The organism is Paraburkholderia pallida (genome assembly GCF_004524855.1).
GTDB classification, from domain to species: Bacteria; Pseudomonadota; Gammaproteobacteria; order Burkholderiales; family Burkholderiaceae; genus Paraburkholderia; species Paraburkholderia oxyphila.
On sequence record NZ_CP038149.1, the window covers coordinates 1,357,710 to 1,383,333 of the forward strand.

Genomic DNA, 25,624 nt, shown 5'->3' on the forward strand with positions numbered 1-25,624 from the left:
ACTTGCCCGCCGACCGCCTCATGATGCGCCCTTCGCTCCGCCCCTCACCCCCCATGCCGCGCTTCCAGCCCTGCCACGAGGCAGCGCGATGAACGACGATGCTCGCAACAAGCCGCCAGGCGCAGCGTCAGTCGGCTGGCTGCCCTACATCGTCGCGGCGACGTTCTTCATGGAGTACCTCGACACCACCGTGATCGCCACGGCGCTGCCGCAAATGGCGCACTCGTTCGGCATCGGGCCGAATAGCCTCAGTCTCGGCGTGACCGCGTACATGCTCGCGCTCGCCATCTTCATCCCGGCAAGCGGCTGGGTGGCCGACCGTTGCGGCTCGCGCACCGTGTTCTTCGGCGCGGTGGTGACATTCACCTTCGCCTCGGTGCTCTGCGGCATCTCGCAGAATCTCTGGGAATTCGTCGCCGCGCGCGTGCTGCAAGGCATCGGCGGCGCCATGATGGTGCCGGTGGGCCGCATGATCGTCGTGCGCAGCACCGACAAGAGCCGCCTGATGCAGGCGATCTCCACCATCACCTGGCCGGCCATTGCGGCCCCGGTGGTCGGGCCGCCGGTGGGCGGCTTCATTACGACCTATGCGTCGTGGCGCTGGATCTTCCTGCTCAACATCCCTTTCGGCCTGGCCGTGCTCGCGGCCATCGCGGCCGTGGTGCCGAATCTGCGCGGCGAACAGCGCCGGCCGCTCGATGTCGTCGGGCTCGTGCTGAGCGGCGCGGCGCTCACGGCCATCCTCTACGGCGCGGAACTCGCGAGCCAGGTGGGCTCGAGCCCGTGGCGCGGAGCGGCCCTCGTGGGTGCCGGCGTGCTGATCGGCGCCATCGCGTTCTTTCATGCGAAACGCCATCCGCATCCGCTCGTGGACGTTTCCAGCCTTTCGATTCCGACTTTCTCGGTCACGGTCGTGACGGGCTCGATCACACGCATCGGCATTGGCGCGGCGCCCTACTTGATGCCGCTGCTGTTCCAGATCGGCTTCGGTCTCTCGGCCTTCAAGTCGGGCCTGCTGCTGCTCGCGAGCGCGCTGGGCAATCTGGGCATGAAAGCGCTCACGACGCGCATTCTCGAGCGCTGGGGCTTCCGGCTCGTCGCGATGGTCGACGTGGCGCTTGCCGGCGCCTCGATGATCGCGTGCGGCATGCTCACGCCCGAAGCGCCGCTCGCCATCGTGCTGATCGTGATCTTCGTGTACGGCGTCACGCGCTCGATGCAGTTCTCGACGCTCGCGACGCTGGCTTACGCCGACGTCGCGCAGCCGCAAATGAGCGCGGCCAGCACGCTGTGGAGCGCGGCAGCGCAAATGACCAACGGACTCGGGATTGCGTTTGGCGCGCTCGCGCTGCGCGTCGCGGCAAGCGTCAACGGCGAATCGAGCGGCCGTGCGTTCACGCTCGACGATTTCCGCCTGGCGTTTCTGAGCGCAGGCGTGCTCACGCTGCTTTCGATCTGGGGCTATGCACAGATGGCGCGCGACGCGGGACAGAACGTGGGCGGCGGCTCGCGCCGCCAGCGCGCCTGACGGCACGGCCGATGCACACGATGCGCCGGCCCGCTGCGGCGGAACCGACGCAACGCGCCGCGACGAAGCGTAAGCGAATTACTCTGGAATGCTGGCCCGAACCGTGAACTCCTGTTCAGCGACGGCTTCGTATTCCTCATTCTCGCGCGCATGCGCGGCATGGAATTCCGAAGAAAGCGGCTCGACGGGATAGCCGTGGCGCTCCCACGCGTCGAGGCCGCCCTTGAGCGCGTGAGCATGATTGATGTGCTTGCTGCGCAGTTGGCTCACGATGCGCTTGGCCGTCGCCTCGTTCGGGCACACGCAATACACCACGATCGGCCGTGCGAGCAGTTCGGGCGCCAGCGCTTCACTCGAATCGAGATTGAGCGGCCGCGCGCCCGGAATGCGCCAGGCCTCCTTTTCGCGCACGCTTTGCGGCCGCGCATCGAACACGATGGGTGGCGCGAGCGATTTCATCATCTCGTCGAGTTGATCGGGCGAGATGCGATGAGTGGCCAGCCAGCGGCGCAACTGCATGCGGCGCACCCAGCGCCAGGCGAGAAACAGCAGGCCCGCCAGTGCGAGCACGTCGAAAATGGTCCAGCCGTTGGCGCGCACGAACATCGCGAAGCGGGCAATTTGTGCGTGCATGGCGGCGCCGCCGATCAGCCACGTGCCGGCCCACAGCGTTGCCCCTACCGCATCCCAGAGCAGAAAGAGCCGCACGTCCATCGAGGTCGTGCCAAGCAGCGGCGCGGACATGAGCCCCAGGCCGGGCACGAACTTCGCCACCGCGAGAATGGGCGCGCCGTGGCGCTCGAACACATTGCGCGCGACACGAATCGTCGTATCGAGAGAAAGCGAGAAGCGCACTAGCGAATTGAGCAGGCGACGACCGCGCATGCGGCCCGCCGTGAACCAGAGCGAATCGGCGAACAAGGTGGCGACGATCGCCGCCAGCAGCAGACTCCCATACGACGCCTCGCCGCCCGCCGCCATCGTGCCCGCCAGTATCAGCACCGGCGCGGCGGGAACCGGCACGCCGAGCTGCGTCACGAGCACGCTGAAAAATACCGCCCCGGTACCGAAATCGGGGGGTATGGCGGTGGGAAGCGTCCACATATCGGGATTTCCTGCGCGAAGACGTTTTGATCGGAAAGGAAATTTTTGTGCACATGCAGCACGAAATATAGAGATTACCCTAACTGGACGGGTTCTTGCTTGCTGCCTTACTGCCGGCTCACCCATGGCGACAGGCGTCGAACCGGCCCTTTTCACGTGCGGTTGGCGTTCTGGAAGGCTTACGCACGCGTACGAATCGGTGCTACTCTGGGTCGTCCTGCCGTAGCAGCCGATTTCAGCCGTTTTCCCTTCAGAAACATGCGTCACTGGCGTCTTGACCGACCGAGACAAACGGGCCAATTCGACCTGTCTCGCGTCACCAGCCTCATCTCCGCGATTGGCCGCGACGACACCAACGCGCTCGCCACCGAGGTCCTCAACATGCTCGGGCCGGCCACCTCGGTGTCGCAATGCACGGTGTTCGCGTACGAATTCGGCAACCGCCCGCGCACCGTCTCGGTCGCCGATCATCGCGGCGGCCGGTTCCTGCGTGACGTCGCCGACACGTATTCACGGCTCTTCTACGCACTCGACGGCAATCAGCAGATCGTCGGCGGCGACGCGGCGAACAAGCCGGGTTCGTCACTGGTGCTGCACTGGCAATCGAGCGAGGACATCGCGCACGACGGCTACCGGCAAGCGTGCTACGCCACGCCCAATGTTTCCGATCGGCTCTCGTTGCTGCTGCAGCCCGCCGCCGACATCTGGCTTTCGGTGAATCTCTATCGCGAGCGCGATGCCGGCAATTTCCAGCCGGCCGAAGTCGAGCTGGTCGAGTCGCTCGCGCCGTTGATCGGCGAGGCCACCAGGCATCACTACGCGCTGCGCGGCCAGAGCCAGATGGGCATTCCGCAAATGATGCTCGCGCGCCTGCGCGGCCTGTGCCCGGCGCTTTCGAAGCGCGAGCTCGATGCGCTGCGCGGCGTGCTGGAAGGCAGAAGCGCCGTTGAGATTGCCGAATGCATGGGCGTCAAGCCCAGCAGCGTCGTGACTTATCAGAAGCGCGCGTATCAGCGCCTTGGCATCTCCAGCCAGCGCCAGCTTTTCGCGCTCTGCCTCGCCAACGACAAGGCCTGAGGGCCGAACGCGTCACCGCGCGCTGCGCCCGCAGCGCCCGCCGGCACGCTGTACCCAAAATGAGGACAGCGCTGCGCCTGCCACGCTCCATACTGCATGCATCGTCGCCGGGCCCCGCCGGGCCCCGATAGCGCGGCTGCCCCGCGCGGCGCCCCTTCCATGGTGCGCGAGAAAAAATTTCCAATCGGAGACGTATTCCCTCATGCCTCGTTTCGCCCATTCCCCGATCGGCAACGGCCCCGCCACGCACGGAGGCGCCGCATCATGAGCACCGAATTCAAGCCTTATCCGTTCGAGGCACGGCACTACGAAGCCCGCCTGCCCGAACTCGTCGACGGCCGCGAACCAGCGCGGCACCCTGTCATGATCGTCGGCGGCGGCCCGGTCGGCTTCGCCATTGCGTTGGGGCTCGCGAAGCACGGCGTGCGCTCGGTGCTGATCGAGGCTGACGAATCGGTCTGCTACGGCAGCCGCGCGATCTGCATTTCACGACGCAGCCTCGAGATCATCGAGCGTCTCGGCGCGCTCGACGGCTTTCTCGCGAAGGGCCTGCCGTGGACCGGCGGACGCAGCTTCTATCGCAACGACGAGGTGCTGCACTTCACGATGCCGCAGGACGAGAACCAGAAGCTGCCGCCGATGGTGAACCTCGCCCAGTACCACATCGAGCAGTTCCTGCTCGACGCGGCCGAACGGCATGCCGACCTGATCGAGATTCGCTGGCGCACCCGCGTGACGGCCGTGCAGCAGGACGCGCACGGTGCAACGCTCACGCTCGCAACGCCCGCAGGCGAATACGAGACCCAGACCGACTGGCTCGTCGCCGCGGACGGCGGGCGCAGCACGGTTCGCGACGCGCTGCGCCTGAAGCTCACCGGAACGAGCTACGAGGGCCGCTACGTGATCGTCGACATCCTGCTCGACAGCGAGCGCCCGACCGAGCGCCTTGCCTACTTCGACCCGGCCTCGAACCCGGGCTCGACCGTGCTCGTGCACAAGCAACCCGACAACGTCTGGCGCATCGACTATCAGCTGCGCGACGGCGAGGACGCCGACGAAGCCGTCAAGCCCGAAAACGTGATGCCCCGCGTGCAAAGCCTGCTGGACATGATGGGCGAGACTGCGCCGTGGTCGCCCGTCTGGATCACGATCTACAAGGCCAACGCCCTCACGCTCGAACGCTATCGCCACGGCCGCGTGCTGTTCGCGGGCGACGCGGCGCACCTCGTGCCGATATTCGGCGTGCGCGGCGCGAATTCGGGCATCGACGACGCCGACAACCTCGCGTGGAAACTCGCCTGGGTGGTGCAAGGGCGCGCAGGCGCGCGGCTGCTCGACAGCTACTCCGACGAGCGCGTATTCGCGGCGCACGAGAACCTGAGCTACGGCACGAAGAGCACGGAATTCATGGCGCCGCCGTCGTTCGCATTCGAGTTGATGCGCACCGCCGTGCTGAGTCTCGCACTCGCGCATCCCGGCGTGCGCTCGCTCATCAACCCGCGCCAGACCTCGGCGATTGCCTATACGGCCTCGCCGCTGAACGCGGTTTCCGATACGCTCGCGAGCGGCCCGGCGCCCGGTGCGGTGCTGCCCGAATGCCCAGTGTCGATCTTCGATCGCGGCGCAATGCGCGAGGGCCATCTGACCGATCTCGCCGGACCACGCTTCACGGCGCTCTATTTCAGCGCAAACGGTGCGGTGCCGTCCGCCATCGACGCGCTCGAGACGGCGTTCGCCTCGCGCAACGTGCCGTTCGCGCTCGTGCCGCTCACGCAGCACGCGCCTGCCGACGTGACGCGCCGCTGCGGCTGGGACCACACGGGCCGGCTCTTCCCGATATACGGCGCCGCGGCGGACACGCTCTATCTCGTGCGCCCCGACGGCCACGTGCTCGGCCGCTGGCAAGGCGCCGGCGACACGCTGGCACAACGCGCGCTGGACGCCCTCGATCACGCAATGCGTGCCTGAGGCGCGTTGCGCGCACAACCGAAAACGATGCAACCCGCACTGGAGAACGTCATGACAGACAGCGAACTCGACATGGTCTACACACGGCTGTGCAAGACCATGACCGAGCTGGGCGAGGCCAACGCCCCGCTCTTCCTCGCGCGTTTCGCGCTGCTCGCGATGGAGCGGATCGGCAACGCCGAGACCTCGGTCGACCTGATCGACGCGGCCCGCGAGGGCATGTCGATGCCGCAATAAGGCATGGGAAAAAACGGGACCCTCTGCAAGCGCAGGCACGTCCCGTTGCCGATACGCAATGCGCCGGCTCGCTCAGCGCCGCGACAACTGCACGAGCCGCGCGAGCCGCGAACGATTGTTGATGCCGAGTTTCTGAAACGAACGATCGAGGTGCGTACGCACGGTCGTATAGGAAATGCCGAGCCGCTGCGCGATCTCCTTGTCCAGCAGCCCCTCGGCCGCGAGGACGACCACCTCACGCTCGCGAGGCGTGAGACGCCCGAGCAGATCGTCGCCCGATTGCACCATCTCCTCCGGCGTGACCACCACGGGCGCATCAGTCGCCTTCGTCAGGCCGGCTTCGCTGCGCGAGCGCGCGAGGGCCGCGGTGAAGGCCGGCCGGATCAGTTCGAGCAAGGCAAGTTCATGATCGGAAAAATTCTCCCGGTGTTTGCCGCGCCAGATCCGCAGATCGCCGATGTTCTCGTCGCCGTCCCAGGCGAACAGGTTCAAGCCCCAGTACAGGCCATCACGGCGCAGGAAATCATTGAAGAACTCGGTGCGCGCGAGCACGTCGTGCGGCACCACATCGGTCACGCGCACCGCCTCACGACGGTTCTGCAATGACGGCATGAGTGGATCGCAAAACTGGAAGTAGCGTTCGTAATCGCCGAGATTGTCCGCGGACATGTTGATGGCCACGCGATGCACGAACGCGCCCTGCACGGCATCCCAGACGTAGGACCCCATGTAGTCCGCGCGCAGCAGATCGAGCATGCGCCGCCCCACTTCGAACCGCAGGACGTCCTCCGGCAAGGTGCGGTCGGCCAGCAGCTTGAAGACGTCAGCGAGCAACGCCAGTTCGCGGCTTGTGAGTTGCATGCGCGGCGTGATGGATCATGGTTGAAAAGCGCCTGTGTCGCCTCCGGGCCAGGCCCGTTGCCGTTGCGTGCGCAGACATCCGGGCAGCCGCCAACCATTAGAGCGCAGTTAGCGTGCCCCACCCATTCAAGAAAACCCGCGCGCACACAACGAGTCCTGAAAAGAAAAACGGGCGGCCAGGGCCGCCCAGGAAAACACACGCCGGCTGGGTTTTCACGCCGCCGGAATTTGCATACTACGCGACGATCCAGGCCACCGAATCCTCATTAAAGAGGACAAAACGCCTGCAAACGTTCATCGGATGCGAACTTGACACGCATGCGCCTGAAGCGCCGCGCGCCGACCCAAATTTGGGAAAACTGGGTCGGCATTTTTTTCTTATCGGCAACCCAATTCGCAACATTGGAGCGCAAGAGCCGGCAAACTCTACCGACACCTGCGTCCCAGCTCACTGCACCACACGCGTCACACCACGTCCGCGCGGATCGGCCGCCGCCTCCGGCGTATCGCCATCGATACGGATCGCCTGAATGTCGCCGCTGAAGTCCTGGCCCTTGAGCACATAGCCCCTGGCCTCGACCTTCTTCGCGAGATCGCCGTCGATCGGCTGGTACGGCTCCCAGAAAATCGTATTGGGCGGCAGCAGTTGATGGTGGAAGCGCATCGCGGCAACCGCGTCCTTCAGCGGCATCTTGAAGTCGTAGATATTGTTGATGACCTGGAAGATCGACGTGAAGATGCGCGAGCCGCCCGGCGTGCCGATCACGAGCGCCACCTTGCCGTCCTTCGTGAGGATCGTGGGCGTCATCGACGAAAGCGGACGCTTCTTCGGCGCAATCGCATTCGCATCGCTGCCCACCACACCGAACATGTTCGGCACGCCGGGCTTGGACGAGAAGTCGTCCATTTCGTCGTTCAGCACGATGCCCGCGCCCGGCACCACCACGCCCGAGCCGAAGTAGCCGTTGATCGTATAGGTGTTCGACACGGCGTTACCCCACTTGTCGACCACCGAGAAGTGCGTCGTCTCCGCCTTCTCGGGCATCTTGTTGCCGTGCGGCTCGTCCGCCATCTGCGGCATCGAAGTGCCGAGGCCCGGCTGCACGCTCTTCGTGTCAGAAAGCTTCACGGGATCCACTTCGGCGGCGCGTTTGGCAAGATAGGCGTCGGCAGTGAGCTGCTCGACTGGCACCTTGTAGAAGTCGGGGTCGCCGAGATACTGTGCGCGGTCGGCGAACACACGTTTTTCGATCTCGGCGATCAGATGGATGTATTCCGGCGAATTCAGCGGCACGTCCTTGAACTCCGGCGCGAGCATCGCCTTCATCTTGAGCAGCTGCACGAGGCCCACGCCGCCCGAGCTCGGCGGCGGCGCGGTGATCACCTCATAGCCGTTCCAGCTGGCCTCCACCGGCTGACGCCAGACTGCCTTGTACTCCTGCAGATCGCGCTTCGTAATGAGGCCGTTGCCCTTCATCGCCGTCGCGATCAGGTCGGCGGTCTTGCCGTCGTAGAAGTCCTTCGCGCCCTGGTTCGCGATGCGCGTCAGCACATTGGCGAGATCGGGCTGCTTGAACGTCGCGCCCTCCTTCATCGCGGCAAAGTACTGGTCGAAATTGGTCTTGCCGCCGAATTCCTTCGACGCTTCTTCGCGGCGCTTCGCAAGTTGCTCGTCCACGACGAAGCCGTCGCGCGCGTACTTGATCGCGGGCTGGAGCACCTGCTTCCATTGCAGCTTGCCGAAGCGGCGCTGGGCTTCCCACATGCCCTCGACGGTGCCCGGCACGCCCACGGCGTCGTAGCCGTAGAGGCTCTTGCCCTCGATCACGTTGCCCTTGTCGTCGAGGTACATGTTGCGCGTGGCGGCCAGCGGCGCGCGCTCGCGATAGTCGAGGAAGTACGGCTTGCCGTTCACATACAGCGTCATGAAGCCGCCACCGCCGATGTTACCCGCTTCGGGATACGTGACGGCCAGCGAGAAGGCAATGGCGACCGCCGCATCGACGGCATTGCCGCCTTCCTTGAAGATCTGCTCGGCGGCGTCGGCCGCGTATTTATCGGCCACGGCAACGGCCGATGCATTCAGGATAGCGGGGCGTTGCTGCGTGTCCTTCGCGAATGCGGGCGTGGCTTCGAGAAAGCCTGCGGACAGCGTGGAAAGCGAAACGATTGCGAAAGCAACGGCGGAAATTTTCGTTCTATTGACCAACTTCATTCAGTCACCTCCATGATTTGATTCATCGAGAACCAGCTTGCAACCCGGCAATTCAAGCGACTTTCAGTCGGGTTGTTGCGCTTATAGCACGCCACACAAACGATTGCGATCAGGCCTGCCGCCAATGCCTTTCACGAAAAAAACGCAAGCGAAGTCGCACGGGCAGATCAGTTGGGTCCGCGTCTTCCACGCGCAATTTCCTCGCCTGCATTGGCGGGCAGACGCATCGTCACCGGAATCGAGGCCACGGAGAAAAGTGCCACGGCGAAGAACGCCGGCCAGAAGTCCGACCACACGATGGTCGAGTGTCCCTGTATCCGATGCGAAACCTGCAGCACGATCCCGGCGATGGTCACGCCGAGCCCCAGCGAAACCTGCTGGATCACGCTGGCGACGCTCGTCGCGCGCCCAATCTCCTTGGTGGGGATATCGGCGTAAGCGAGCGAGTTCAGGCCACTGAACTGCAGCGAAGGAAACACGCCGCCCAATAGCACCACGAGCCAGATCAGCCATACCGGCGTGCCCGGAGTGAACAGCCCATATATGGCAATGGACACGCCCGCCAGCGCGGCGTTGACGATCAAGGTGCGGCGAAAGCCGAAGCGGCCGAGCACGTGCGAAACGATCGACTTCATGAAGATCGAGCCGAACGCCGAAGCGCAGGTGATTGCGCCCGAAACGAACGCCGTCATGCCGAGCCCTTCCTGCAGCGTAAGCGGCAGCAGAAACGGCACGGCGCCGAGCCCGATGCGAAACAGCGACCCGCCCGCCACGCTCGCGTTGAAACTCGGGATGCGCAAAAATTTCAGATCGAGAACGGGCCGTTCTGCGCGTTGCGCGTAGAGCCAGTACGCGGCGAGCAAGAGCGCGCCCACCACGCACATCGTCACGGCTTTCCCATTGGAAACCAGCTCGCCGCCCACGAACGAAAGCCCGAGCATGAAGAGCGAAGCGCCGCCCGCGGAGAGGATGAAGCCGAACCAGTCCAGTGGTCCCGGATGCTCCTCGTGCATGTTCGCGATGTGCCGGTTCGCGAGCCAGATGCCGAGCAGGCCAATCGGAATGTTGACGAAGAAAATCAGCCGCCAGTGCAGATACGTCGTGATGAAGCCGCCGAGCGGCGGGCCCATCACGGGACCGAGCAGGGCCGGCACGGTGAGATAGTTGACCGCGCGAATGAAGTCCGACTTGGGCAGCGAGCGAAAGATGATGATGCGGCCCACCGGCACCATCATCGCGCCGCCGATACCTTGCACGAAGCGCGCCGCCACGAACATTTCGAGCGACCTGGAGGCGGCGCACAGCAGCGAGCCCGCCATGAAGATGCCGATGGCTGTGCGAAACACGTTGCGCGAGCCAAAGCGGTCGGCCACCCAGCCGCATATCGGAATGAACACACCCAGCCCGATCACATAGCTCGTGACGGCGAGTTTGAGGGTGATGGGGCTCTGGCCGAGATCGCGGGCCATCGCGGGCAGCGCTGTGACGATGACCGTCGCGTCCACGTTCTCCATGAACATCGAGCACGCGACGATGAGCGGAACGATGAAAGTGCCGAGAGCAAGGGGCATGGGCAGGAACGACAGTCAGCGTGGCTGATGGCGTAAAGCTGCCATTATGGCACCGTGTTGCCGAAAACGGTGAGGCCGCAACAGATGAAGCGGCGCACAAAAATACGCGGTGAGCACCGCAACAAGCACAAGGGCCGCGAAGCCCGCCACCGCACTCGCGCGGCGACGGGCTTCACGGCCCTCTCATGGCAGCGGCGAAAACCGCGGCTCAGACCACCATCAAACCGCGGTCTGCTTCACGCGGCTCACGACCGGCGCCAGTTGCGGGAGCACCTGTTCCGTGGCGCGCGTCACGTCATTCGGGAAGTCGATTTCGATCCACGGCGCGCCAGTCACGTCCGCGGTCTCGAACTCGCTGCCGCGTTCGAGCAGCAAATCGCGCAGCGCTTCTTCGTGCGGCATGTTCGCTCGATCCGTATCGACATAGCCCTCGACGATCTGCGCAAAGCGGCGCGCCGTCGTTTCGTTCAGGCGGAAGAAGCCAACCGATTCGCCGATCGTGTCGTACTGCAGCCCGACCGCAAGCTGCTTGCGCAGCTCGACAGGCACGCCATCGCGCAGGCACAGCTTCACGGGCTCGTCGCCGGCCTCGAAGTCGCGGTCGATCAACAGGCGGTTGGCCGGCGCCTCGCCCGCCACGAGCGGCGCGAACACGCGCTCGTCGTAGAGCACGTCGGCGTCCATCAGCAGCACGTCGCCTCCGCGCGTGAGCGCTTCGGCCGTGCGATGCACCGTGAGCACGCTGCCCAGGTCGAAGCGCGGATTGAGCACCACCTCGACCTCATGCGGCCAGCCGATGCGCTTGAGCTCGGCCTCGACCAGTTCCGGCTGGAAGCCGAGCGCGAGCACGACCTCGGTAACGCCCGCCGACTCGAGCATCTGCAGATGGCGTTCGAGCAGCGTCACGCCCTCGAATTGCAGCAGACATTTCGGAAACTGTTCTCCAGCCGGTTGCTGAAGGCGCAGGCCGAGGCCTGCCGCGAGAATGATGGCGCGCATGCGTTCCTTGGGAGAAAAAGGTCAATCGGCGATTTCGACAGCGGGCACGCGCACGGCGCGCCTGCGTTGCCAGCTACGTTCGCTGATATGCAGATACAGCAGGCCCGGCAGACCGAGCACGATCTCTCGCGCGCGCTTGGCGAGCGAGAGCGCGAGTGCCGCCTCAGGCGGCAGGCCGACGAGCGGCGCGAGCAGCAGATAGCCGCCCTCCTGCACGCCGAGCGAGCCGGGAATGGCAAAGGCCGCGCCGCGAATGGCCTGGCCGATGCTTTCGAGCAGCAGGGCATCGACCCAGCCGACGGGATGGCCGAGAAAGCGCAGCGCGAGCCACACTTCCACGATGCCTACGAGCCAGCCCACGAAGCTCAGCGCGAAGCTGGCCGCCACGCGGGCGCGATCGGCATAGAGCGCCTTCACGGCGTCGTCGATGGCGTCGGCGCGCGTGGTGAGCGAGGACCAGTCGCGCTTGCCGAACACTTTCGAGGCGAGCCGCAGCACGCGGCCGAACAGCCCGCGGCGCTGCGCGACGTAGAAAAGGCCGATCAGGGCGGCAAGCACGCCGGTGGCGATCAGCGCGGCCACGCCGAGATCGCGCGGCGCGCCGTTGGCGGCATAGACGGAAAAGAGCGCGATGCCGAACACCGCGAAGACGATCTGCGCGAGCGCCTGCAGCGTCGTGCTCACCGTGATGGCCGCCGCCGCGTCGCGCATGGACATGCCACGCTGTGCGAGCTGGCGCACCATGACAACGGGACCGCCGATCTGCCCCGCCGGCAGCAGGCTGTTCACGGACTCGCCGCTCCAGCGTGCGAGCAGCGCATCGCGCTGGCCGACCGGCTCACTCTTGCGAAACAGCACGGCGATCGCGCCCGCATCGAGTGCGAGCGGCACAAGGTGGAAGGCGGCGACCAGCACGAGCCCCCAGCCTGCCGCCGCGAGTGCGCCCGTCACCGAGCCTAGACCCTGCCAGGCGAGCAGCGCAATGAACAGTGCCGTGCCGATCGACAACAGCAAAATGGCGGCACGACTCACACCGACTCTCCGGCCTTGCCGCCGCCCGCCCGCGCGGACTGGAGCGCCTTGCGGAACACCTGGCGAAAGCCAAAGTAGGCGATCGCGTCCTTCATGTTCGAGATGAAGCGCCGCCACGGACGCATGTTCGGGTTCGTCACGTATTCGAACGTGAGCGAGACGCGCACTTCGCCCTCGCGGCTCGGCGTGACGCGGTGGCGCAGCTTGTCGCCATCGAACAGCACGAGTGCGCCCGGCGGATATTGCACGGCACCCGGCTCGTCGGCCTTGCTCGCGTCGCGCGTGTGCAGCTCGTAGTCGAGGATGCACGAGGAGTCGTCGATGACGCCGAACAGCACGGTATAGCGGCGACCGTCGTAATAGGAGGTGTCGTAATGCCAGCCGATGTGATCGCCGGCGCGCGTGTAGTAATAGAGCGCGTACGCGTGCGGATCGTCTTCCGGCGAAAGCTGGAGCCGGTCGCCCGTGATCTTTTCGAGCCACGCGATGAGCTTCGGCGAGCGGTACAGCTCGGCGATATACGGCTGCAAGCGGTCGATCGTGTGACGGCTCACGCTGCCGCCGGCCTTGTGGCCCGGGATGAAATTGCGATTGACCTCGGGCATCAGCGCGTTAGCGGCGTCGATGAGCCGCTGCGTCGCCTCGGGAGGCAGGAAATCGGAGAGGTAGAGGAACGAGCCCTGATCCACGTATTCGCCGCGCAGCAGGTCCGAGTCCAGCTTGCCCAGCGCGCAGCCGATCGCGACATCGGGCTCGCCCGACTGAGCAGCCGACTGCGCGCCGGCGGCACGCATATTGGCGGCGACTTGTTCTTCTTCTGCTTGCACACTCATCTGCTGATCCAGACCTGACTGGTTTCCTTGGCTGGCCTCACGCGGCGCGTGACGCGCCAGTAGTCGAGCACCACGTAAATGGCAAAAAGCGGCGCGCCAATGGACGCGGCCACGACGAACGGCGAGACAATCCCGGTGAGCGTGACGAGCGGCAACAGATAGAGCACGTCTTCCGTTTCGAAGCCGCCGACGAACGCCTGCTGGGTGCCGGCCTTGCCGGCCATTTCCTCGATGCGCATGCGCAGAAAGAAGATCACTGCGACCGCCACGCCGGCGACACCGCCGAGCAAGACAGGCGGCACGTGCCATTGAGCCCCGGCGGAACCGGCGGCAGCCGCTGCGGCGCCGAGCCCGTAGCCCATGCCCAGGAACAGGAGCACGGTCGTTATCGCGTCGGCGGCGAGATCGTAGAAATGGCCGATTCGGCTGGTTTTACCACTGATTCGCGCGAGCTCACCATCGGTGTGATCAACGAAATTCGACAAAACAATCAAAAATGCGCCAATATTGACGTGCAGAAAGTCGCCGCGCGCCAGATAGAAGGCGCCAACGAGGCCGATCAGGAGGCGCAGCGTGGTCAGATGATTGGGCGTGACGCTGGTACGCACAAGTGGCGTGACGAGCCAGCGCGCCGCGCGCGCGTCCCACGTGCGCGGTCGCGGCACCGCTTGCGGAGCCGGTTTTGCAGATTTGTTTGTTCCAGTCATAACCGGGAAATAATATACGGCTTCCAGAAAACTTGCAGGTTTTCCGGCCGGCGAAGAGAAATTGAAAGGTGGTGGGGCCGCATGGCGTACGGGCCGCGCGTCACGGTCCCCCGATGCGGCCCTGCAAGCAAGTTCGCGCGAACCCGCGTACAGTGCAACGCTTCGCCCCGGCCTGACAGGCATCGCGTGGATACCCGACGGCGTGAGCGCCGCCCATAGTCAGAATTCCAATGAAACGTCTTACCTTTGCTGCTTTTCTGCTCGCGGCGCTGCCCTTCGTGCCGCTCACCGGCCATGCCGCCGCCCTCGACGATGCGCTGGCCTGCAAGGAGTCGGCACACGACTTCATCTCGGGGCTCATCGACCAGCAGTTGATCGACGCCAAGCCCATGAAGGTCGAAAGCAATTCGATCAACGCGTTCTGGCCGGCGCACGGCCAGCATCTGACTGCCTTCGGCTTCAAGGTGTTCGCGATCGTGGGCTTCCAGCAGGACGACCCGCTCTTCCGGACCGGCGACGGCAAGCCGATCGCCCGTTCGGCCTACGGCGCAGTGGTCATTGCCACGCAGGCCAAGGTGAAGGCGGCGGCCGACGCGGCCGGCAACACCGCGATCATCTATCACGCCGGACCGCTGCTGACGGCCATCTTCTGCCAGCAGGACTAACAGCGCTCAGAGGACGTTCGGGACTCGCTGTCCCGGCCACGCCCTGTTGCGCGACCGTGTGCGTCAGTCAATCGATGCGGCCAAAGCCGCCTTCGGCCCACGCCTGCGCGCGCGCCTTGTTCAGCTTGAAGCTGGGCGCGACGCGCACCTGCGCGATCTGCTCGCCAAACGCGTCGAGCGCCGTGAGCAGCGCGTAGGGCTCGTATTCGTCGGGCACGATGTCGAGGGTCACGTCGATGTCGCCGTCGCCCGTGCTCAGGCCCACGCGCTTGTGCAGCAGCGCGTGCAATTGCTGCTCGTGGCGACGCAACACCTCGGAAGCGGTTTTCACGAGCGTGTTGAACGCCGAGGTGTCGAGCGGCTTCGGGTTCTTCTTGTCGCGACCCATCGTCCATGGGCCGACCAGCGCCGGCTCCGGCTCGCCGTCCTTGATCATTTCGACGGCCCAGCCGTCGTCGTCCTCGTTCTTGATGACGCGTGCCGTCCAGCCATCCTTGCGCCACAGGCGCGGTTCCTGGACCACTTCGGCCGAATCGGCGCTCGGGTCCTGAAAAGTGTCCTCGGGGATGGCGGCGGGAGAAGAATCGGGCATGGCGGTTTCCATCGGGTTCTGCGGAGACTGCCCGTTGCATCGCGGGCAGGGGCAAGATTTTAACCGCAAGCACCCGACCGGCGGTCACCGGGCCCGGCCGGCACCCTTTGCGCCTCGCCATGAAATCGCCGGGATTCAGCCGCGATTCAGCCGGGACTCAAATAGGGCGAATATAGAAAAATATCCGCACCGCATGCGCGCTCAAATGCGGCGATATGTCTCGTTTCGTTTTTTGAAATACTATCTTTCACATCTCAAATCGAACGAAAATCGATTCAGCGACGAAGGCAAAAAAAACGCGGCCCGAGAGCCGCGTAAAACAGATGAAAAAAGACCACCCTTGGTCAAGGGGTAGACACATTGTACCGTCAGAATACGCGACCATAGACCGCACAATCTGGAACAGTACCTTTCAGAAATCGAGGGAAATATCCCATAATAAATCACGTATTGGCCCTCATGCCCGCCACATATGCCAGTGCGGGCGTCGCTCTCGCACAACATAATCTCGAATGGTGCATTTTGTCGCATCTTCAGTCATTTTTAAAAAATGCTTTCTACGCAGTGACTTATCAGCGCCAATCTCGTTATTTCCATTTCAAAAATGGTTTGTTGCGTCAGACAAAGCAAGCCGCCGAGATTGCCGGAATACACTTCGTTCGAATCTTCAGACCACGGAAACCACTGCGGCACGTGTTTTCCGTGAGATTCCCAAGTACTGTCCGGAGTTAAAAAGCATGAAAAAAACCCTTATCCTCGCTGGCGTTCTCGGTGCATTCGCAATGAGCGCTCACGCGCAAAGCAGCGTGACGCTATATGGCTCGCTCGATGCCGGCATTGTCTATGCGAACAATGCGGGTGGTCACAGCCTGTGGGCGCAGGGCAGCGGCGCGATGTCGAACAACTACTTCGGCCTCAAAGGCGCCGAAGACCTCGGCGGCGGGCTGAAGGCGATCTTCACGTTGGAAAGCGGCTTCAACCTCAATAACGGCGGCTACAAGAACGGCGACAACGGCTTCAACCGTCAAGCCTTCGTCGGCCTGCAAAGCGATCAGTACGGCGCGCTCACCCTCGGCCGCCAGTACGACTCGATGAACCAGTACCTGGCGCCGCTCTCGGAAGCCGGTCTCGGCTTCGGCAACAACCTGGCCGGTCACCCGTTCGACAACGATAACTTCGCACAGTCGTTCTCGACCAAGAACGCGGTCAAGTACTCGAGCGCGAACTACGCGGGCTTCCAGTTCGGCGGCATGTATGGCTTCTCGAACGAGGCCGACGGCTTTGCCAACAGCCGCGCGTGGAGCGCCGGCGCGTCCTACAACAACGGCCCGCTCAATGTGGCGGCCGGCTACCTGCAGCTGAACAACTCGGGCAACTACGGCGGCAACCTGAACGGCGCGGCCTCGGCTGACCAGAACATTTCGGCACGCCTGCAGCGCTCGTTCGGTGTCGGCGCGAACTACACGTACGGCCCGGCGCAAGTCGGCTTCGTGTGGTCGCACTCGCAGATCGACGGCCTGCAAAGCCTCGGCAGCGGCGGCATGAATCTCGCCGGCATCAGCGGCCTGAACCTGCACCTCGACAACTACGAAATCAACGGCGCCTACCACCTGACCCCGGCGCTCGCGTTCGTGGGCTCGTACACGTTCACCGACGGCACCGTGACCGGCACCGGCACCGGCGATCAGAGCCCGAAGTGGCACACCGTCGTGCTCGGCACCGACTACTCGCTCAGCAAGCGCACCGACGTCTATCTCGCCGGCGTGTACCAGCACGCTTCAGGTTCGCTCGGCGTTCAGAACGGCGCGGCGGTGGCCAACGTCGCGGCAATCAACACGCTGTCGCCCTCGACGACAAACAACCAGGTCGCCGCAACGATCGGTCTGCGTCACCGCTTCTAAAGCACACCGGCTTGCGCCTCGCGGCGCAAGCCGCCGGACAGGCGGCGCGATCCGCCGCATGGCCCGCTCGCCATCCAACGCACATGCTGCACGACCGCATGTGCGTTTTTTCTTTGCCTCCTGCGCGCCGTTTTTCCTGTGTCCTTTGCCCGGCACCCTGGCCGGACCTTGCTCCGAATTTTCTCGATTTCGCATCATCAACTTTCGTCGCGGTCATCGCTTCGATGATCGACGCGCCATCTCGCCGGACGCTTACTCTTCCGCTGTTGCATCTTTTTACTTCTGCGTGAGCCTGCGCTGTCAGACCCGTGCGTATACTCATAAACATGTCCGCCGCAACGCATTTCGCGTTGCTTTTCGCGAGGCATCCGCCACGACGCTCATGTCATGAATACCCTCACGCAACGCCTTGTCGCCGCCCTGCCGCTCGCACTCGTCGCCGCCTGCGGATCGTCGCCATCCAACACCGCTTCCGATAGCAACGTGATCGTCTACGCGTCGTCGGCACGCTCGCCTTCGTCGATCGCAAGTTGCCTCGAAGACCGCTTGTCGCGCGCATACGAATCGCATTCGGGCAATGCGACCGAACTCGCGATTGGCTCGCGATCGAACGCATCGTACTTCGTCACGCTCACGCCGAACGGTTATGGATCGGTGATTCGCGTGACGCACGGCGCGTCCAGCTCGAACGATCCCCCTGAGGAAGAAATGCGCTTCGACGTGGCGCGCTGCACGACCTGATGTCTCGATCGGCGCGCAGTAAAAATTCTGCGCGTCGCCCCCTGTCACGAAGCCGTCGCATCTGCGAAGATTGCGCCCTCTTTCGACTTTGCACTACACCGCTTCATGGCATCAGGGACCGCACATCACGCCACCGGCTGGGCCGCCGGCGTCATCGCCGCCGCAATCGTCACGCACACCAGGACGGACAGTCCCTGGCATCTCTACGCCGCACTGGCGTTCATCGCAGGCGTGGCGGGCGGCACTGCGCCCGACTGGCTCGAAGTTGCGTGGTGGAGCAAGAAGCGCCGGCTATGGATTACCCATCGCACGTTCACGCATTGGGGCGTCGGCTGGATTGCCCTGCTGCTGTGGTCGTATCGCGAGCTCGGGCATCTGGCCGTTGCCGCGCCGGCATTCGGCTTCGCGTGCGGCGGGCTGATCCACTTGTTTGCTGACTGGCCGAATCCGCTTGGCGTGCCCTGGATCGTCCGTCGCCACTCACTGAACCTGTGGCGCAGCGGCCGATGCGATTTGATCGTCGTGGCGGCTTCGTGGGTTGCCGCGTGGTTCTTCGCGGTGCATGGCGTGCCGCATAGCTGGTCGCTCGAGCCGCTGCGCCGGCTCGCCTGAGGCGTGCAGCGGATGCGCTCCTGGTGCGCGGTCGTGCTCCGGGAACGGTTAACCGCCGGGCATTGCGCTGCGCCATTTGATCTGCAATCCAAAGTAAATGGATGAGGGGCGCCTCGCTTTGGTATGGCTGTCGAGATGCGTGACGACCTGATGCGGATTCTTCGGATCGGGCAACAGCGCGAGTGCCGCGCCACCGCCCGGGACGCGGCACTCAATCGAGCGAAAAATCGATGCCCTGCGCCAGCGGCAGTGCCGACGAATAGTTGACGGTATTGGTCGCGCGCCGCATATAGCCCTTCCACGCATCCGAACCCGACTCGCGGCCGCCGCCCGTTTCCTTCTCGCCGCCGAATGCGCCGCCGATTTCCGCGCCGCTCGGCCCGATATTGACGTTCGCGATACCGCAATCGCTGCCCGATGCCGAAAGGAAACGCTCGGCTTCGCGCAGATCCGTCGTGAACACGCACGAGGACAAGCCGTGCGCGGCCGCATTGTTCGCTGCTACGGCTTCGTCGAAGTCGCGATATTTCATGACGTAGAGAATCGGCGCAAAGGTTTCCTTTACGACAATCTCGCTTTGCGCCGGCATCTCCGCCAGCGCGGGCCGCACGTAATAGCCGTTTGGCAAGCCATCGACGGCCACGCGCTCGCCTCCCGTGACAACCCCGCCTTCGGCCCGCGCGCGCTCCAGCGCGGCCTGCATGCGCTCGAACGCGTGAGCGTCGATGAGCGGCCCCATCAGGGTGCCCGCCGTGAGCGGATTTCCGATCGGCACCTTCGCATAGAGCTGCTTGAGCCGCTCGAGCGTTGCGTCATAGATGCTCTCGTGCACGAACAGGCGCCGCAGCGACGTGCAGCGCTGCCCGGCCGTGCCGACTGCGGAGAACAGAATTGCGCGCAAAGCCAGTTCGCGGTCGGCGCTTGGCGTCACGATCCCTGCGTTGTTGCCGCCGAGCTCGAGAATCGCGCGTCCGAAGCGCTGGGCGACTGCCACGCCCACTGCACGGCCCATTTCCGTGCTGCCGGTGGCGCTGACGATGGCGGCCCGCGGATCGGCCACGAGCTTCGCGCCAACGTCACGCCCGCCCACCACGAGCGAGACGAGCCCTTGCGGCGCGTCGCCGAACGCCAGCACGGCATCGCCCATGATTTTCTGCACCGCAAGCGCGGTGAGCGGCGTTTTCTCCGAGGGTTTCCAGATCACGGGATTACCGCAGACCAGTGCAAGCGCGGCATTCCAGGACCAGACGGCGACGGGAAAATTGAACGCGGAGATGATGGCGCACACGCCCATCGGGTGCCAGCTCTCAGCCATGCGATGCCCCGGGCGCTCCGACGCGATGGTCAGACCATAGAGCTGCCGCGACAAGCCAACGGCGAAGTCGCAGATGTCGATCATCTCTTGGACTTCGCCCAGCCCCTCCTGAAGGATTTTGCCGGCCTCCAGCGATACCAGGCTGCCGAGCGCCTCCTTGCGCGCGCGCAGACGCTCGCCCAGCAAGCGCACCAGCTCGCCGCGGCGCGGTGCCGGCACATTGCGCCACTGAAGAAATGCCGCCTGTGCGCGGGCCAGCGCGGCATCGACGTCCGCGGCCGAGTGGCTTGCCACCCGCCCGATCACCTCGCCCGATATCGGCGATCTCACCTCGATCTCACCCGACCTGGCTGCTTCTGAAATGCCGAGATCGGCAAGAATGCGCGCTGCGTCCATGACCGTTCCTTTATTTCCGATAAGAAACAAACTGTGGTGGACTGACTATACACGGGGGAAAATGGTGCAGCAAGGCGAAGGAGGCGGCGCGCCCCTCATGCCACATGACACGATGGCGGCGGGCGCCGCGTCGCAGTTTTGTGCTATCGCGCACTGGGCGAAAGCCCGGGAACCGGAATTTCCGATCGGAAACATTGACTGAGGAATTCGGAACGGTGAGGCACTCGCGTGACGATGCGGGAAGTCACGCGTGTCGGTAGTGTTCGCGCCCGTTTGCCGCACTCAGGACTCTTCGAGGCATTCGGCACGGCCCACGCGGTGACCAACGATCAGCCCCGCGTCATACGCAGCTTCAAGCGCACGGCCAACGTCTTCCACACTCACCAGGTGGTAGTCCACGGTCGGCTTGCCAGTCAACTCGAAGTCTTCGATACCGAGCGTTCTCCGCGATATGGCTAACAATAGTTCGAGACGTTCGTCGCGCATTTTCTTCTCCAAACTTGATGTATGTCATCAAATCAAATAGTAAGGATCGCCATACGGTTCGTCGCGTGACCGCGCGACGCATATCGAGGCTCTATTCGAATTCTTACTGTATTGAAAGACAGATTCTGCGACGACAAGATCCACGAAAATCTTCAAAGATGGTTAATTCGGTTCCCTGAATGGTTCGAATCGAAGAAATTCGAGCCCACGCGTTTTCACGGCTTCGGCATGCAGACCGCGAACGTTAGCCATCTGGCCGATGTTTCCTAAAGGCGACGATTTGCTATGATCGGAAACGTGCCAGAACACTCGATCCTGCCCTTCTAACGCTCATGGACACCACGCTTACGCAATCGGCGGCTTCGTCGTCCGCAGACCTCGGCCGCCGCGTCCGCGCCGCCCGCCTTGCCCTCGACCTGACGCTCGAGCACGCGAGCCACGTGTGCGGCGTGTCGCGTTCCACGCTTTCCAAAATCGAAAACGGGCTGATGTCGCCCACCTTCGACGTCCTGCAGAAAATCGTTGCCGGACTGAAGATCGATCTGGGCGAGCTGTTTGGCTCGACGCCGAAGCTCGACTTTGGCGGCCGCCGTGCGCTCACGCGCCACGGTGCGGGCAAGCCGCACGCATATCGCGGCTACGAGATGGAGTTGCTCGCCACGGAGCTCGCGCACAAGGCCATGCTGCCGTTTCTCGTGCGCATCACGGCCCATTCGGTGGACGCGTTCGACGACTGGGGGCGCCACGAGGGCGAAGAATTCATCTATGTGATCAGCGGCAGCATCTGTCTGCACACCGAGCTCTACACGCCCACGCATCTCGGGGCCGGTGACAGCCTCTACTTCGACAGCCGCACCGGCCACTTTGCCGTTTCCACCAGCAAGGAGGACGCGGTGGTGCTCTGGATGTCGACGGGCGCCGCGGTGCCGGGCACGTTCGAAGCCGCCGAACCGGCGCCGCCCCCCAGCAAACCGCCCCGTTCCAAAAAGAAACTTCCGGCAGCCTGAGGCGCGGGCCGCTGCGTCAGGCTTCGGTGTCACCTGAGCGCCCTTTCCGCCCCTTGGGCTTGGTAACGGCCGCCGCGTCCGGACGACGGCGCGCGCGCCTCGCTGCCGGTTTCGCATGCATCGCCGCGTCGCGCTCGCGCGCCGCCTGTCTCACCGCATCGATCAACGCACGCCCGGCGGCCGTCGGTTGCGTGTCGGTACGCTGGATCAGGCCGACGGGCTCCTCGCCGCCCGCGCTCGGTAGCGGCAGGCGCACCAGCGTGCCCGCGCGCAGATCGTATTCGACCGCCCCCGACGGCACGAACCAGACCGCGTCGTTCTCGAGCGCCAGCGCCCGCCCCACCGAAACCGAGAGCAATTCGACGAACGAGGTGAGCGGCGGCGCTCCCCACGCCGCCAGCAGACTGTCCGCGGCCTGGCGGATCAGCGTCCCGAACGGCGGCAGCACGAGCGGAAACTGGGTGGGAAATTGCGCCAGCGGCGGCGCCGATCCGGCCTCTTGCGCGAGCGGATGACCCGCGCGCACGACCACGGCCATCGGCTCGTTGTAGAGCTGCTCGAAACTGAGGCCCACCATGCGCTCCGGATCCGCGAGCCGCCCGACCGCGAAACTGATCGCCCCCGCTTTCAGGCGCTCGAGCAATTCCGCATTGGCCGCCGTCATGAGACGCACGCTCACGCGCGGCCACTCGCCTGCGAAGTGCCGCAACGCAGTCGGCACGAGCGCGGTCGCCACGGTCGGCAACACGCCGATGTCGAGCGTTGCCGCCACCGCCCCCTCTTCGCGCGCAAGCAGCGCAACGCCCTGGCGCAGCGCGCTCACACACGCGCTCGCGTGCGGCATGAAAAGCTGCCCCTCCCGCGTGGGGACCGCTCCGTGCCGCCCGCGCTCGAACAGCTTCACGCCGAGCGCCGACTCGAGCTCGGCAATCGTCTTCGAAACCGCCGGCTGGGTAATCGAAAGGCTCTCGGCCGCCTGCTGCACGCTGCCGAACTGCGCAACCGCGAGAAAGCACTGGAGATGGCGAAATTTGACGCGTGAGTCCGCAAGCCGGTTTTGCATAACGGTTGGTTATACGAAGCGCGAGAAAACGTCATTTTGCATAACTTTTCGCCTTGGATAAAGTGGCGGCATGCGTGCGCTGCGACCGTCCGCCGCGCCGCTACCCTCACAATCCTGCCAGGAGACACCCCCATGGACGAGTCCTTCCTGTCGCCGCGCGATTTCGACTCGCATCCGGCGTATGTCTATCCGCCGTATCGCTCGTCGGTCAAACGTGGCCCGACGCTGCCGCTGATTCCACTAAAGGAAAAATTGCGCAATCTGCGTGCACCCGTGTACGGCGCGGAAGATCTCGGCGCGCTCGACCACGATCTCACGCGCAACGCGGCGCGCAATGGCGAGCCGCTCGGCGAGCGCATCATCGTCACGGGCCGCGTGCTGGACGACGGCGGCAAGCCGGTGCGCAATACGCTCGTCGAAATCTGGCAGGCCAATGCGGCCGGACGCTACGTTCACAAGCAGGACCAGCATGACGCGCCGCTCGACCCGAACTTTCTCGGTGCGGGGCGCTGCCTGACCGACAACGAAGGACGTTATCGCTTCCTCACGATCAAGCCGGGTGCGTACCCGTGGGGCAATCACCCCAACGCGTGGCGGCCGAATCACATTCACTTCTCGCTGTTCGGCGATTACTTCGGCTCGCGCCTCGTCACGCAGATGTATTTCCCCGGCGATCCGCTGCTTGCCTACGACCCGATCTTCCAGGGCACGCCCGAACAGGCCCGCGATCGCATGATCTCGCGCTTCGCGCTCGACACCACCGAAGAAGGCTTTGCACTCGGCTACGAATTCGACATCGTGCTGCGCGGCCCGAACCAGACTCCTACGGAGCGTTGATCATGGCACTCAAAGAAACGCCTTCGCAAACCGTCGGCCCGTACTTCGCCTACGGCCTGTGCCCGCAGCAATACGACTTCGATTTCAAGAGCCTCTTCACGCCCGAGATGGCCGGCCCGCAAACGCCCGGCGAGCACATCACGCTGATCGGCCGCGTGATCGACGGCGACGGCAAGCCGGTCTTCGACGCCATGCTGGAGCTCTCGCAGGTCGACGCCAACGGCCACTATCCCGCATCACGCGCACAGGTCGCCGAAAACGGCTTCCGCGGCTTCGCACGCGTGGGCACCGGCACGGATCCGGAGCAGCGCTTCATCGTGCGCACGGTGAAGCCGGGACGCGAGCAGGCAGACGAAGCACCGCATATCAACGTGATCGTCATGATGCGCGGCATGCTCACGCACACGTTCACGCGCATTTATTTCGACGACGAAGCCGCCGCGAATGCCGCCGACCCGGTGCTCTCCGCGGTGCCCGAAGCGCGTCGCGGCACGCTGGTCGCGCGCCGCAGCGAGCAGGCAGGGAGCATCGTCTATCACTTCGATATCTGCATGCAGGGCGAACGCGAAACGGTGTTCTTCGATCTGTGATGCGTGGCGGCGCAGCGGCGCATGTAGCCGGTCCAGCTACAGCCCGCCTGGCGCCGACTTTCACGCAGCTTTCATGAACGGACCCTAAGATCGCAACCACTGCGATCTGATCGCGGAACTCCGAGCTGTACCTTGACGAAGCCTGCCTCGAGCAGGCTTCTTTTTTAGCGTTTGCGGATCGCGTCAGCCGAGCGGGTGCACCCCGATCAGCATGCCGTGCAGCCAGAACGCAAACAGGTCCCACGCGATGAGCCCGATCACGACGACCAGCGCATCGCGCGCCAACGTCCCCTGGGCGTAGACGACGCCGGCCTCGCGATCGCGCCGACGGTCCGCACGCAGCTTGAGCAGCGCCCAGACCAGCAATGCGGCGAACAGGACGATGGCGTGAAGCGTGCCGTTGGCGAGCAGATGCGCGAACGCCCAGAGCGCCACGCCGCACATGAATGGCTGGCCCAACGCGCGCTTGATGTGATTGCCCGGTATGCAGGCGGCCACAATCATCACGAAGGCAATCGCGGTGAGGAGCGCAGTGACGTGCACCATGCCGGACGGCGGCAGCCAGATTGGCACGGGATAGCGCCGCGCGAGCCCGTAGCCCCGGACGATGAAAAACAGGCCGAGGAGCGAGAACAGCGCGAAGAAGCCCCGCCATGCCGGCATGCCGAAGCGCTCGATTTGCGCCTCGCGCCATGGCGCGGCTACGGCGCGGATCGAATGCATGGCAATGAAGATTGCAAGGCCCAGCACCAGTAACGCCATATTCGCCCCCTGGACACGGCATAAGCGCAATGGCCGGTATTGTGGCGCAACTGGACGGCATGGCCAATCGGCAAGATCAACGATCTTCCGACGAATCTGCGCTTTATCGGCTTATGGCCAAACCGGAACAGGCGGATGCGAAGCGCCATTGATTAAATGGGCAATATCCACCGAAAGGTATTTTTAAAACGGCACTGAAATATTGCCGAAATGACTAAAGCGCCAAACCCGCCGGCTAGCAGCGGAAATGCTCTATGTCCTGCCCCGCATGCTTGTAGCGCAGCAACCAGGACGGCATGTCGCCTTCCCCATTCCAGGTATTGCCATATGCATCGCGGTACATCGGCTGCCGTTCACTTTCGGCAATGAATAATTCTAGATCTTCGAGCGTAATGCCGTACTCCTCCATGCGGCGTCTAATCCACAGGATGAGCCGTTCGCGCGCCTCACTGTCGAGGTCGAACATCGGTTAATTCCTCTCGCATCGCTAAGGCAAGGCGTTGATCGATATCGATTCGTCTGCCC

At 64.2% G+C, this 25,624-nt stretch carries 27 protein-coding genes; 13 read left to right on the forward strand and 14 right to left on the reverse strand.

Annotated features, from left to right (window positions below):
• Positions 1-88: 88 nt before the first annotated feature.
• Positions 89-1,528 carry an MFS transporter gene (locus E1956_RS21255; protein WP_134752640.1) on the forward strand — a complete coding sequence of 480 codons (1,440 nt, stop codon included), beginning with the start codon at positions 89-91 and terminating at the stop codon, positions 1,526-1,528.
• Between the two features lie 78 nt (positions 1,529-1,606).
• Here the strand turns inward: E1956_RS21255 and E1956_RS21260 are convergent, their stop codons facing one another.
• Positions 1,607-2,632 (reverse strand): VTT domain-containing protein, encoded by a 1,026-nt coding sequence (locus E1956_RS21260; protein ID WP_134752642.1) that lies wholly within the window; start codon positions 2,630-2,632, stop codon positions 1,607-1,609.
• Between the two features lie 258 nt (positions 2,633-2,890).
• Here E1956_RS21260 and E1956_RS21265 point away from each other — a divergent pair, with 258 nt between their 5' ends.
• The 3 genes from E1956_RS21265 (at position 2,891) to E1956_RS21275 (ending at position 5,914) form a co-directional block, all read left to right on the forward strand.
• Positions 2,891-3,709 (forward strand): helix-turn-helix transcriptional regulator, encoded by an 819-nt coding sequence (locus E1956_RS21265; RefSeq protein ID WP_134752645.1) that lies wholly within the window; start codon positions 2,891-2,893, stop codon positions 3,707-3,709.
• 264 nt (positions 3,710-3,973) lie between these two features.
• A complete protein-coding gene (locus E1956_RS21270; protein ID WP_134752647.1) occupies positions 3,974-5,677 on the forward strand; it encodes an FAD-dependent oxidoreductase in 1,704 nt (567 codons plus the stop codon).
• A 51-nt stretch (positions 5,678-5,728) separates the two neighbouring features.
• Entirely contained in the window at positions 5,729-5,914 is a 186-nt protein-coding gene (locus E1956_RS21275) for a hypothetical protein (protein WP_134752649.1), read from the forward strand.
• Between the two features lie 72 nt (positions 5,915-5,986).
• Here E1956_RS21275 and E1956_RS47490 read toward each other — a convergent pair whose 3' ends face one another.
• The 7 genes from E1956_RS47490 to E1956_RS21310 all read right to left on the reverse strand — a co-directional run bounded on the left by E1956_RS47490 (position 5,987) and on the right by E1956_RS21310 (position 14,132).
• Entirely contained in the window at positions 5,987-6,775 is a 789-nt protein-coding gene (locus E1956_RS47490) for a helix-turn-helix transcriptional regulator (protein WP_134752651.1), read from the reverse strand.
• A gap of 448 nt (positions 6,776-7,223) precedes the next feature.
• Positions 7,224-8,990, reverse strand: a complete 1,767-nt coding sequence (ggt, locus tag E1956_RS21285) for a gamma-glutamyltransferase (protein ID WP_134752653.1) — start codon at positions 8,988-8,990, stop codon at positions 7,224-7,226.
• Between the two features lie 167 nt (positions 8,991-9,157).
• Entirely contained in the window at positions 9,158-10,561 is a 1,404-nt protein-coding gene (locus tag E1956_RS21290; RefSeq protein ID WP_134752655.1) for an MFS transporter, read from the reverse strand.
• Between the two features lie 219 nt (positions 10,562-10,780).
• On the reverse strand, positions 10,781-11,560 hold the full coding sequence (locus tag E1956_RS21295) for a phosphocholine cytidylyltransferase family protein (RefSeq protein ID WP_134752657.1): 780 nt from the start codon (positions 11,558-11,560) through the stop codon (positions 10,781-10,783).
• 21 nt (positions 11,561-11,581) lie between these two features.
• Positions 11,582-12,592, reverse strand: coding sequence for a flippase-like domain-containing protein (locus E1956_RS21300; protein WP_134752659.1), 1,011 nt, complete (start codon positions 12,590-12,592; stop codon positions 11,582-11,584).
• Positions 12,589-13,425: a HalD/BesD family halogenase gene (locus E1956_RS21305; RefSeq protein WP_134752661.1), complete on the reverse strand. Its 837-nt coding sequence runs from the start codon at positions 13,423-13,425 to the stop codon at positions 12,589-12,591. Before E1956_RS21305 ends, E1956_RS21300 begins: the two co-directional genes overlap by 4 nt.
• Positions 13,422-14,132, reverse strand: coding sequence for a CDP-alcohol phosphatidyltransferase family protein (locus tag E1956_RS21310; RefSeq protein WP_134752663.1), 711 nt, complete (start codon positions 14,130-14,132; stop codon positions 13,422-13,424). Before E1956_RS21310 ends, E1956_RS21305 begins: the two co-directional genes overlap by 4 nt.
• Positions 14,133-14,362: 230 nt before the next feature.
• Between E1956_RS21310 and E1956_RS21315 the strand changes: the two genes are divergently transcribed.
• Positions 14,363-14,797, forward strand: a complete 435-nt coding sequence (locus E1956_RS21315) for a hypothetical protein (RefSeq protein WP_134752665.1) — start codon at positions 14,363-14,365, stop codon at positions 14,795-14,797.
• Positions 14,798-14,864: 67 nt separating this feature from the next.
• Here E1956_RS21315 and E1956_RS21320 read toward each other — a convergent pair whose 3' ends face one another.
• The gene (locus E1956_RS21320; protein WP_134752667.1) at positions 14,865-15,389 is read right to left on the reverse strand and encodes a hypothetical protein; all 525 of its coding nucleotides are present in this window, start codon (positions 15,387-15,389) and stop codon (positions 14,865-14,867) included.
• Between E1956_RS21320 and E1956_RS21325 the strand changes: the two genes are divergently transcribed.
• The 4 genes from E1956_RS21325 (at position 15,388) to E1956_RS21340 (ending at position 18,643) form a co-directional block, all read left to right on the forward strand.
• Positions 15,388-15,744 carry a hypothetical protein gene (locus tag E1956_RS21325; RefSeq protein WP_134752669.1) on the forward strand — a complete coding sequence of 119 codons (357 nt, stop codon included), beginning with the start codon at positions 15,388-15,390 and terminating at the stop codon, positions 15,742-15,744. The genes E1956_RS21320 and E1956_RS21325 overlap by 2 nt on opposite strands.
• 382 nt (positions 15,745-16,126) lie before the next feature.
• A complete protein-coding gene (locus E1956_RS21330) occupies positions 16,127-17,290 on the forward strand; it encodes a porin (RefSeq protein WP_134752671.1) in 1,164 nt (387 codons plus the stop codon).
• Between the two features lie 387 nt (positions 17,291-17,677).
• Positions 17,678-18,031, forward strand: coding sequence for a sugar ABC transporter ATPase (locus tag E1956_RS21335; protein ID WP_134752673.1), 354 nt, complete (start codon positions 17,678-17,680; stop codon positions 18,029-18,031).
• 105 nt (positions 18,032-18,136) lie between these two features.
• A complete protein-coding gene (locus E1956_RS21340) occupies positions 18,137-18,643 on the forward strand; it encodes a metal-dependent hydrolase (RefSeq protein WP_134752675.1) in 507 nt (168 codons plus the stop codon).
• Positions 18,644-18,854: 211 nt separating this feature from the next.
• Here E1956_RS21340 and amaB read toward each other — a convergent pair whose 3' ends face one another.
• A complete protein-coding gene (gene amaB, locus E1956_RS21345; protein ID WP_134752677.1) occupies positions 18,855-20,354 on the reverse strand; it encodes an L-piperidine-6-carboxylate dehydrogenase in 1,500 nt (499 codons plus the stop codon).
• Between the two features lie 282 nt (positions 20,355-20,636).
• Entirely contained in the window at positions 20,637-20,840 is a 204-nt protein-coding gene (locus E1956_RS21350) for a DUF6900 domain-containing protein (protein WP_134752679.1), read from the reverse strand.
• Between the two features lie 332 nt (positions 20,841-21,172).
• Between E1956_RS21350 and E1956_RS21355 the strand changes: the two genes are divergently transcribed.
• Positions 21,173-21,847 carry a helix-turn-helix domain-containing protein gene (locus E1956_RS21355; RefSeq protein ID WP_134752681.1) on the forward strand — a complete coding sequence of 225 codons (675 nt, stop codon included), beginning with the start codon at positions 21,173-21,175 and terminating at the stop codon, positions 21,845-21,847.
• Positions 21,848-21,863: 16 nt separating this feature from the next.
• On the opposite strand, the gene pcaQ is transcribed toward E1956_RS21355, so the two are convergent.
• Entirely contained in the window at positions 21,864-22,910 is a 1,047-nt protein-coding gene (gene pcaQ, locus E1956_RS21360) for a pca operon transcription factor PcaQ (protein ID WP_134752683.1), read from the reverse strand.
• A gap of 132 nt (positions 22,911-23,042) precedes the next feature.
• Between pcaQ and pcaH the strand changes: the two genes are divergently transcribed.
• Complete coding sequence (gene pcaH / locus E1956_RS21365; RefSeq protein ID WP_134752685.1) at positions 23,043-23,747, forward strand: protocatechuate 3,4-dioxygenase subunit beta; 705 nt, start codon at positions 23,043-23,045, stop codon at positions 23,745-23,747.
• Positions 23,747-24,337 carry a protocatechuate 3,4-dioxygenase subunit alpha gene (gene pcaG, locus E1956_RS21370; RefSeq protein WP_134754704.1) on the forward strand — a complete coding sequence of 197 codons (591 nt, stop codon included), beginning with the start codon at positions 23,747-23,749 and terminating at the stop codon, positions 24,335-24,337. The genes pcaH and pcaG overlap by 1 nt, the downstream gene beginning before the upstream one ends.
• A 183-nt stretch (positions 24,338-24,520) precedes the next feature.
• On the opposite strand, the gene E1956_RS21375 is transcribed toward pcaG, so the two are convergent.
• Positions 24,521-25,099 (reverse strand): NnrU family protein, encoded by a 579-nt coding sequence (locus E1956_RS21375; RefSeq protein WP_134752687.1) that lies wholly within the window; start codon positions 25,097-25,099, stop codon positions 24,521-24,523.
• A 29-nt stretch (positions 25,100-25,128) separates the two neighbouring features.
• Here E1956_RS21375 and E1956_RS47400 point away from each other — a divergent pair, with 29 nt between their 5' ends.
• Positions 25,129-25,251, forward strand: a complete 123-nt coding sequence (locus tag E1956_RS47400) for a hypothetical protein (RefSeq protein WP_256377775.1) — start codon at positions 25,129-25,131, stop codon at positions 25,249-25,251.
• 83 nt (positions 25,252-25,334) lie between these two features.
• Here E1956_RS47400 and E1956_RS21380 read toward each other — a convergent pair whose 3' ends face one another.
• Positions 25,335-25,565 (reverse strand): H-NS family nucleoid-associated regulatory protein, encoded by a 231-nt coding sequence (locus tag E1956_RS21380; protein ID WP_028218802.1) that lies wholly within the window; start codon positions 25,563-25,565, stop codon positions 25,335-25,337.
• Positions 25,566-25,624 lie beyond the last annotated feature (59 nt).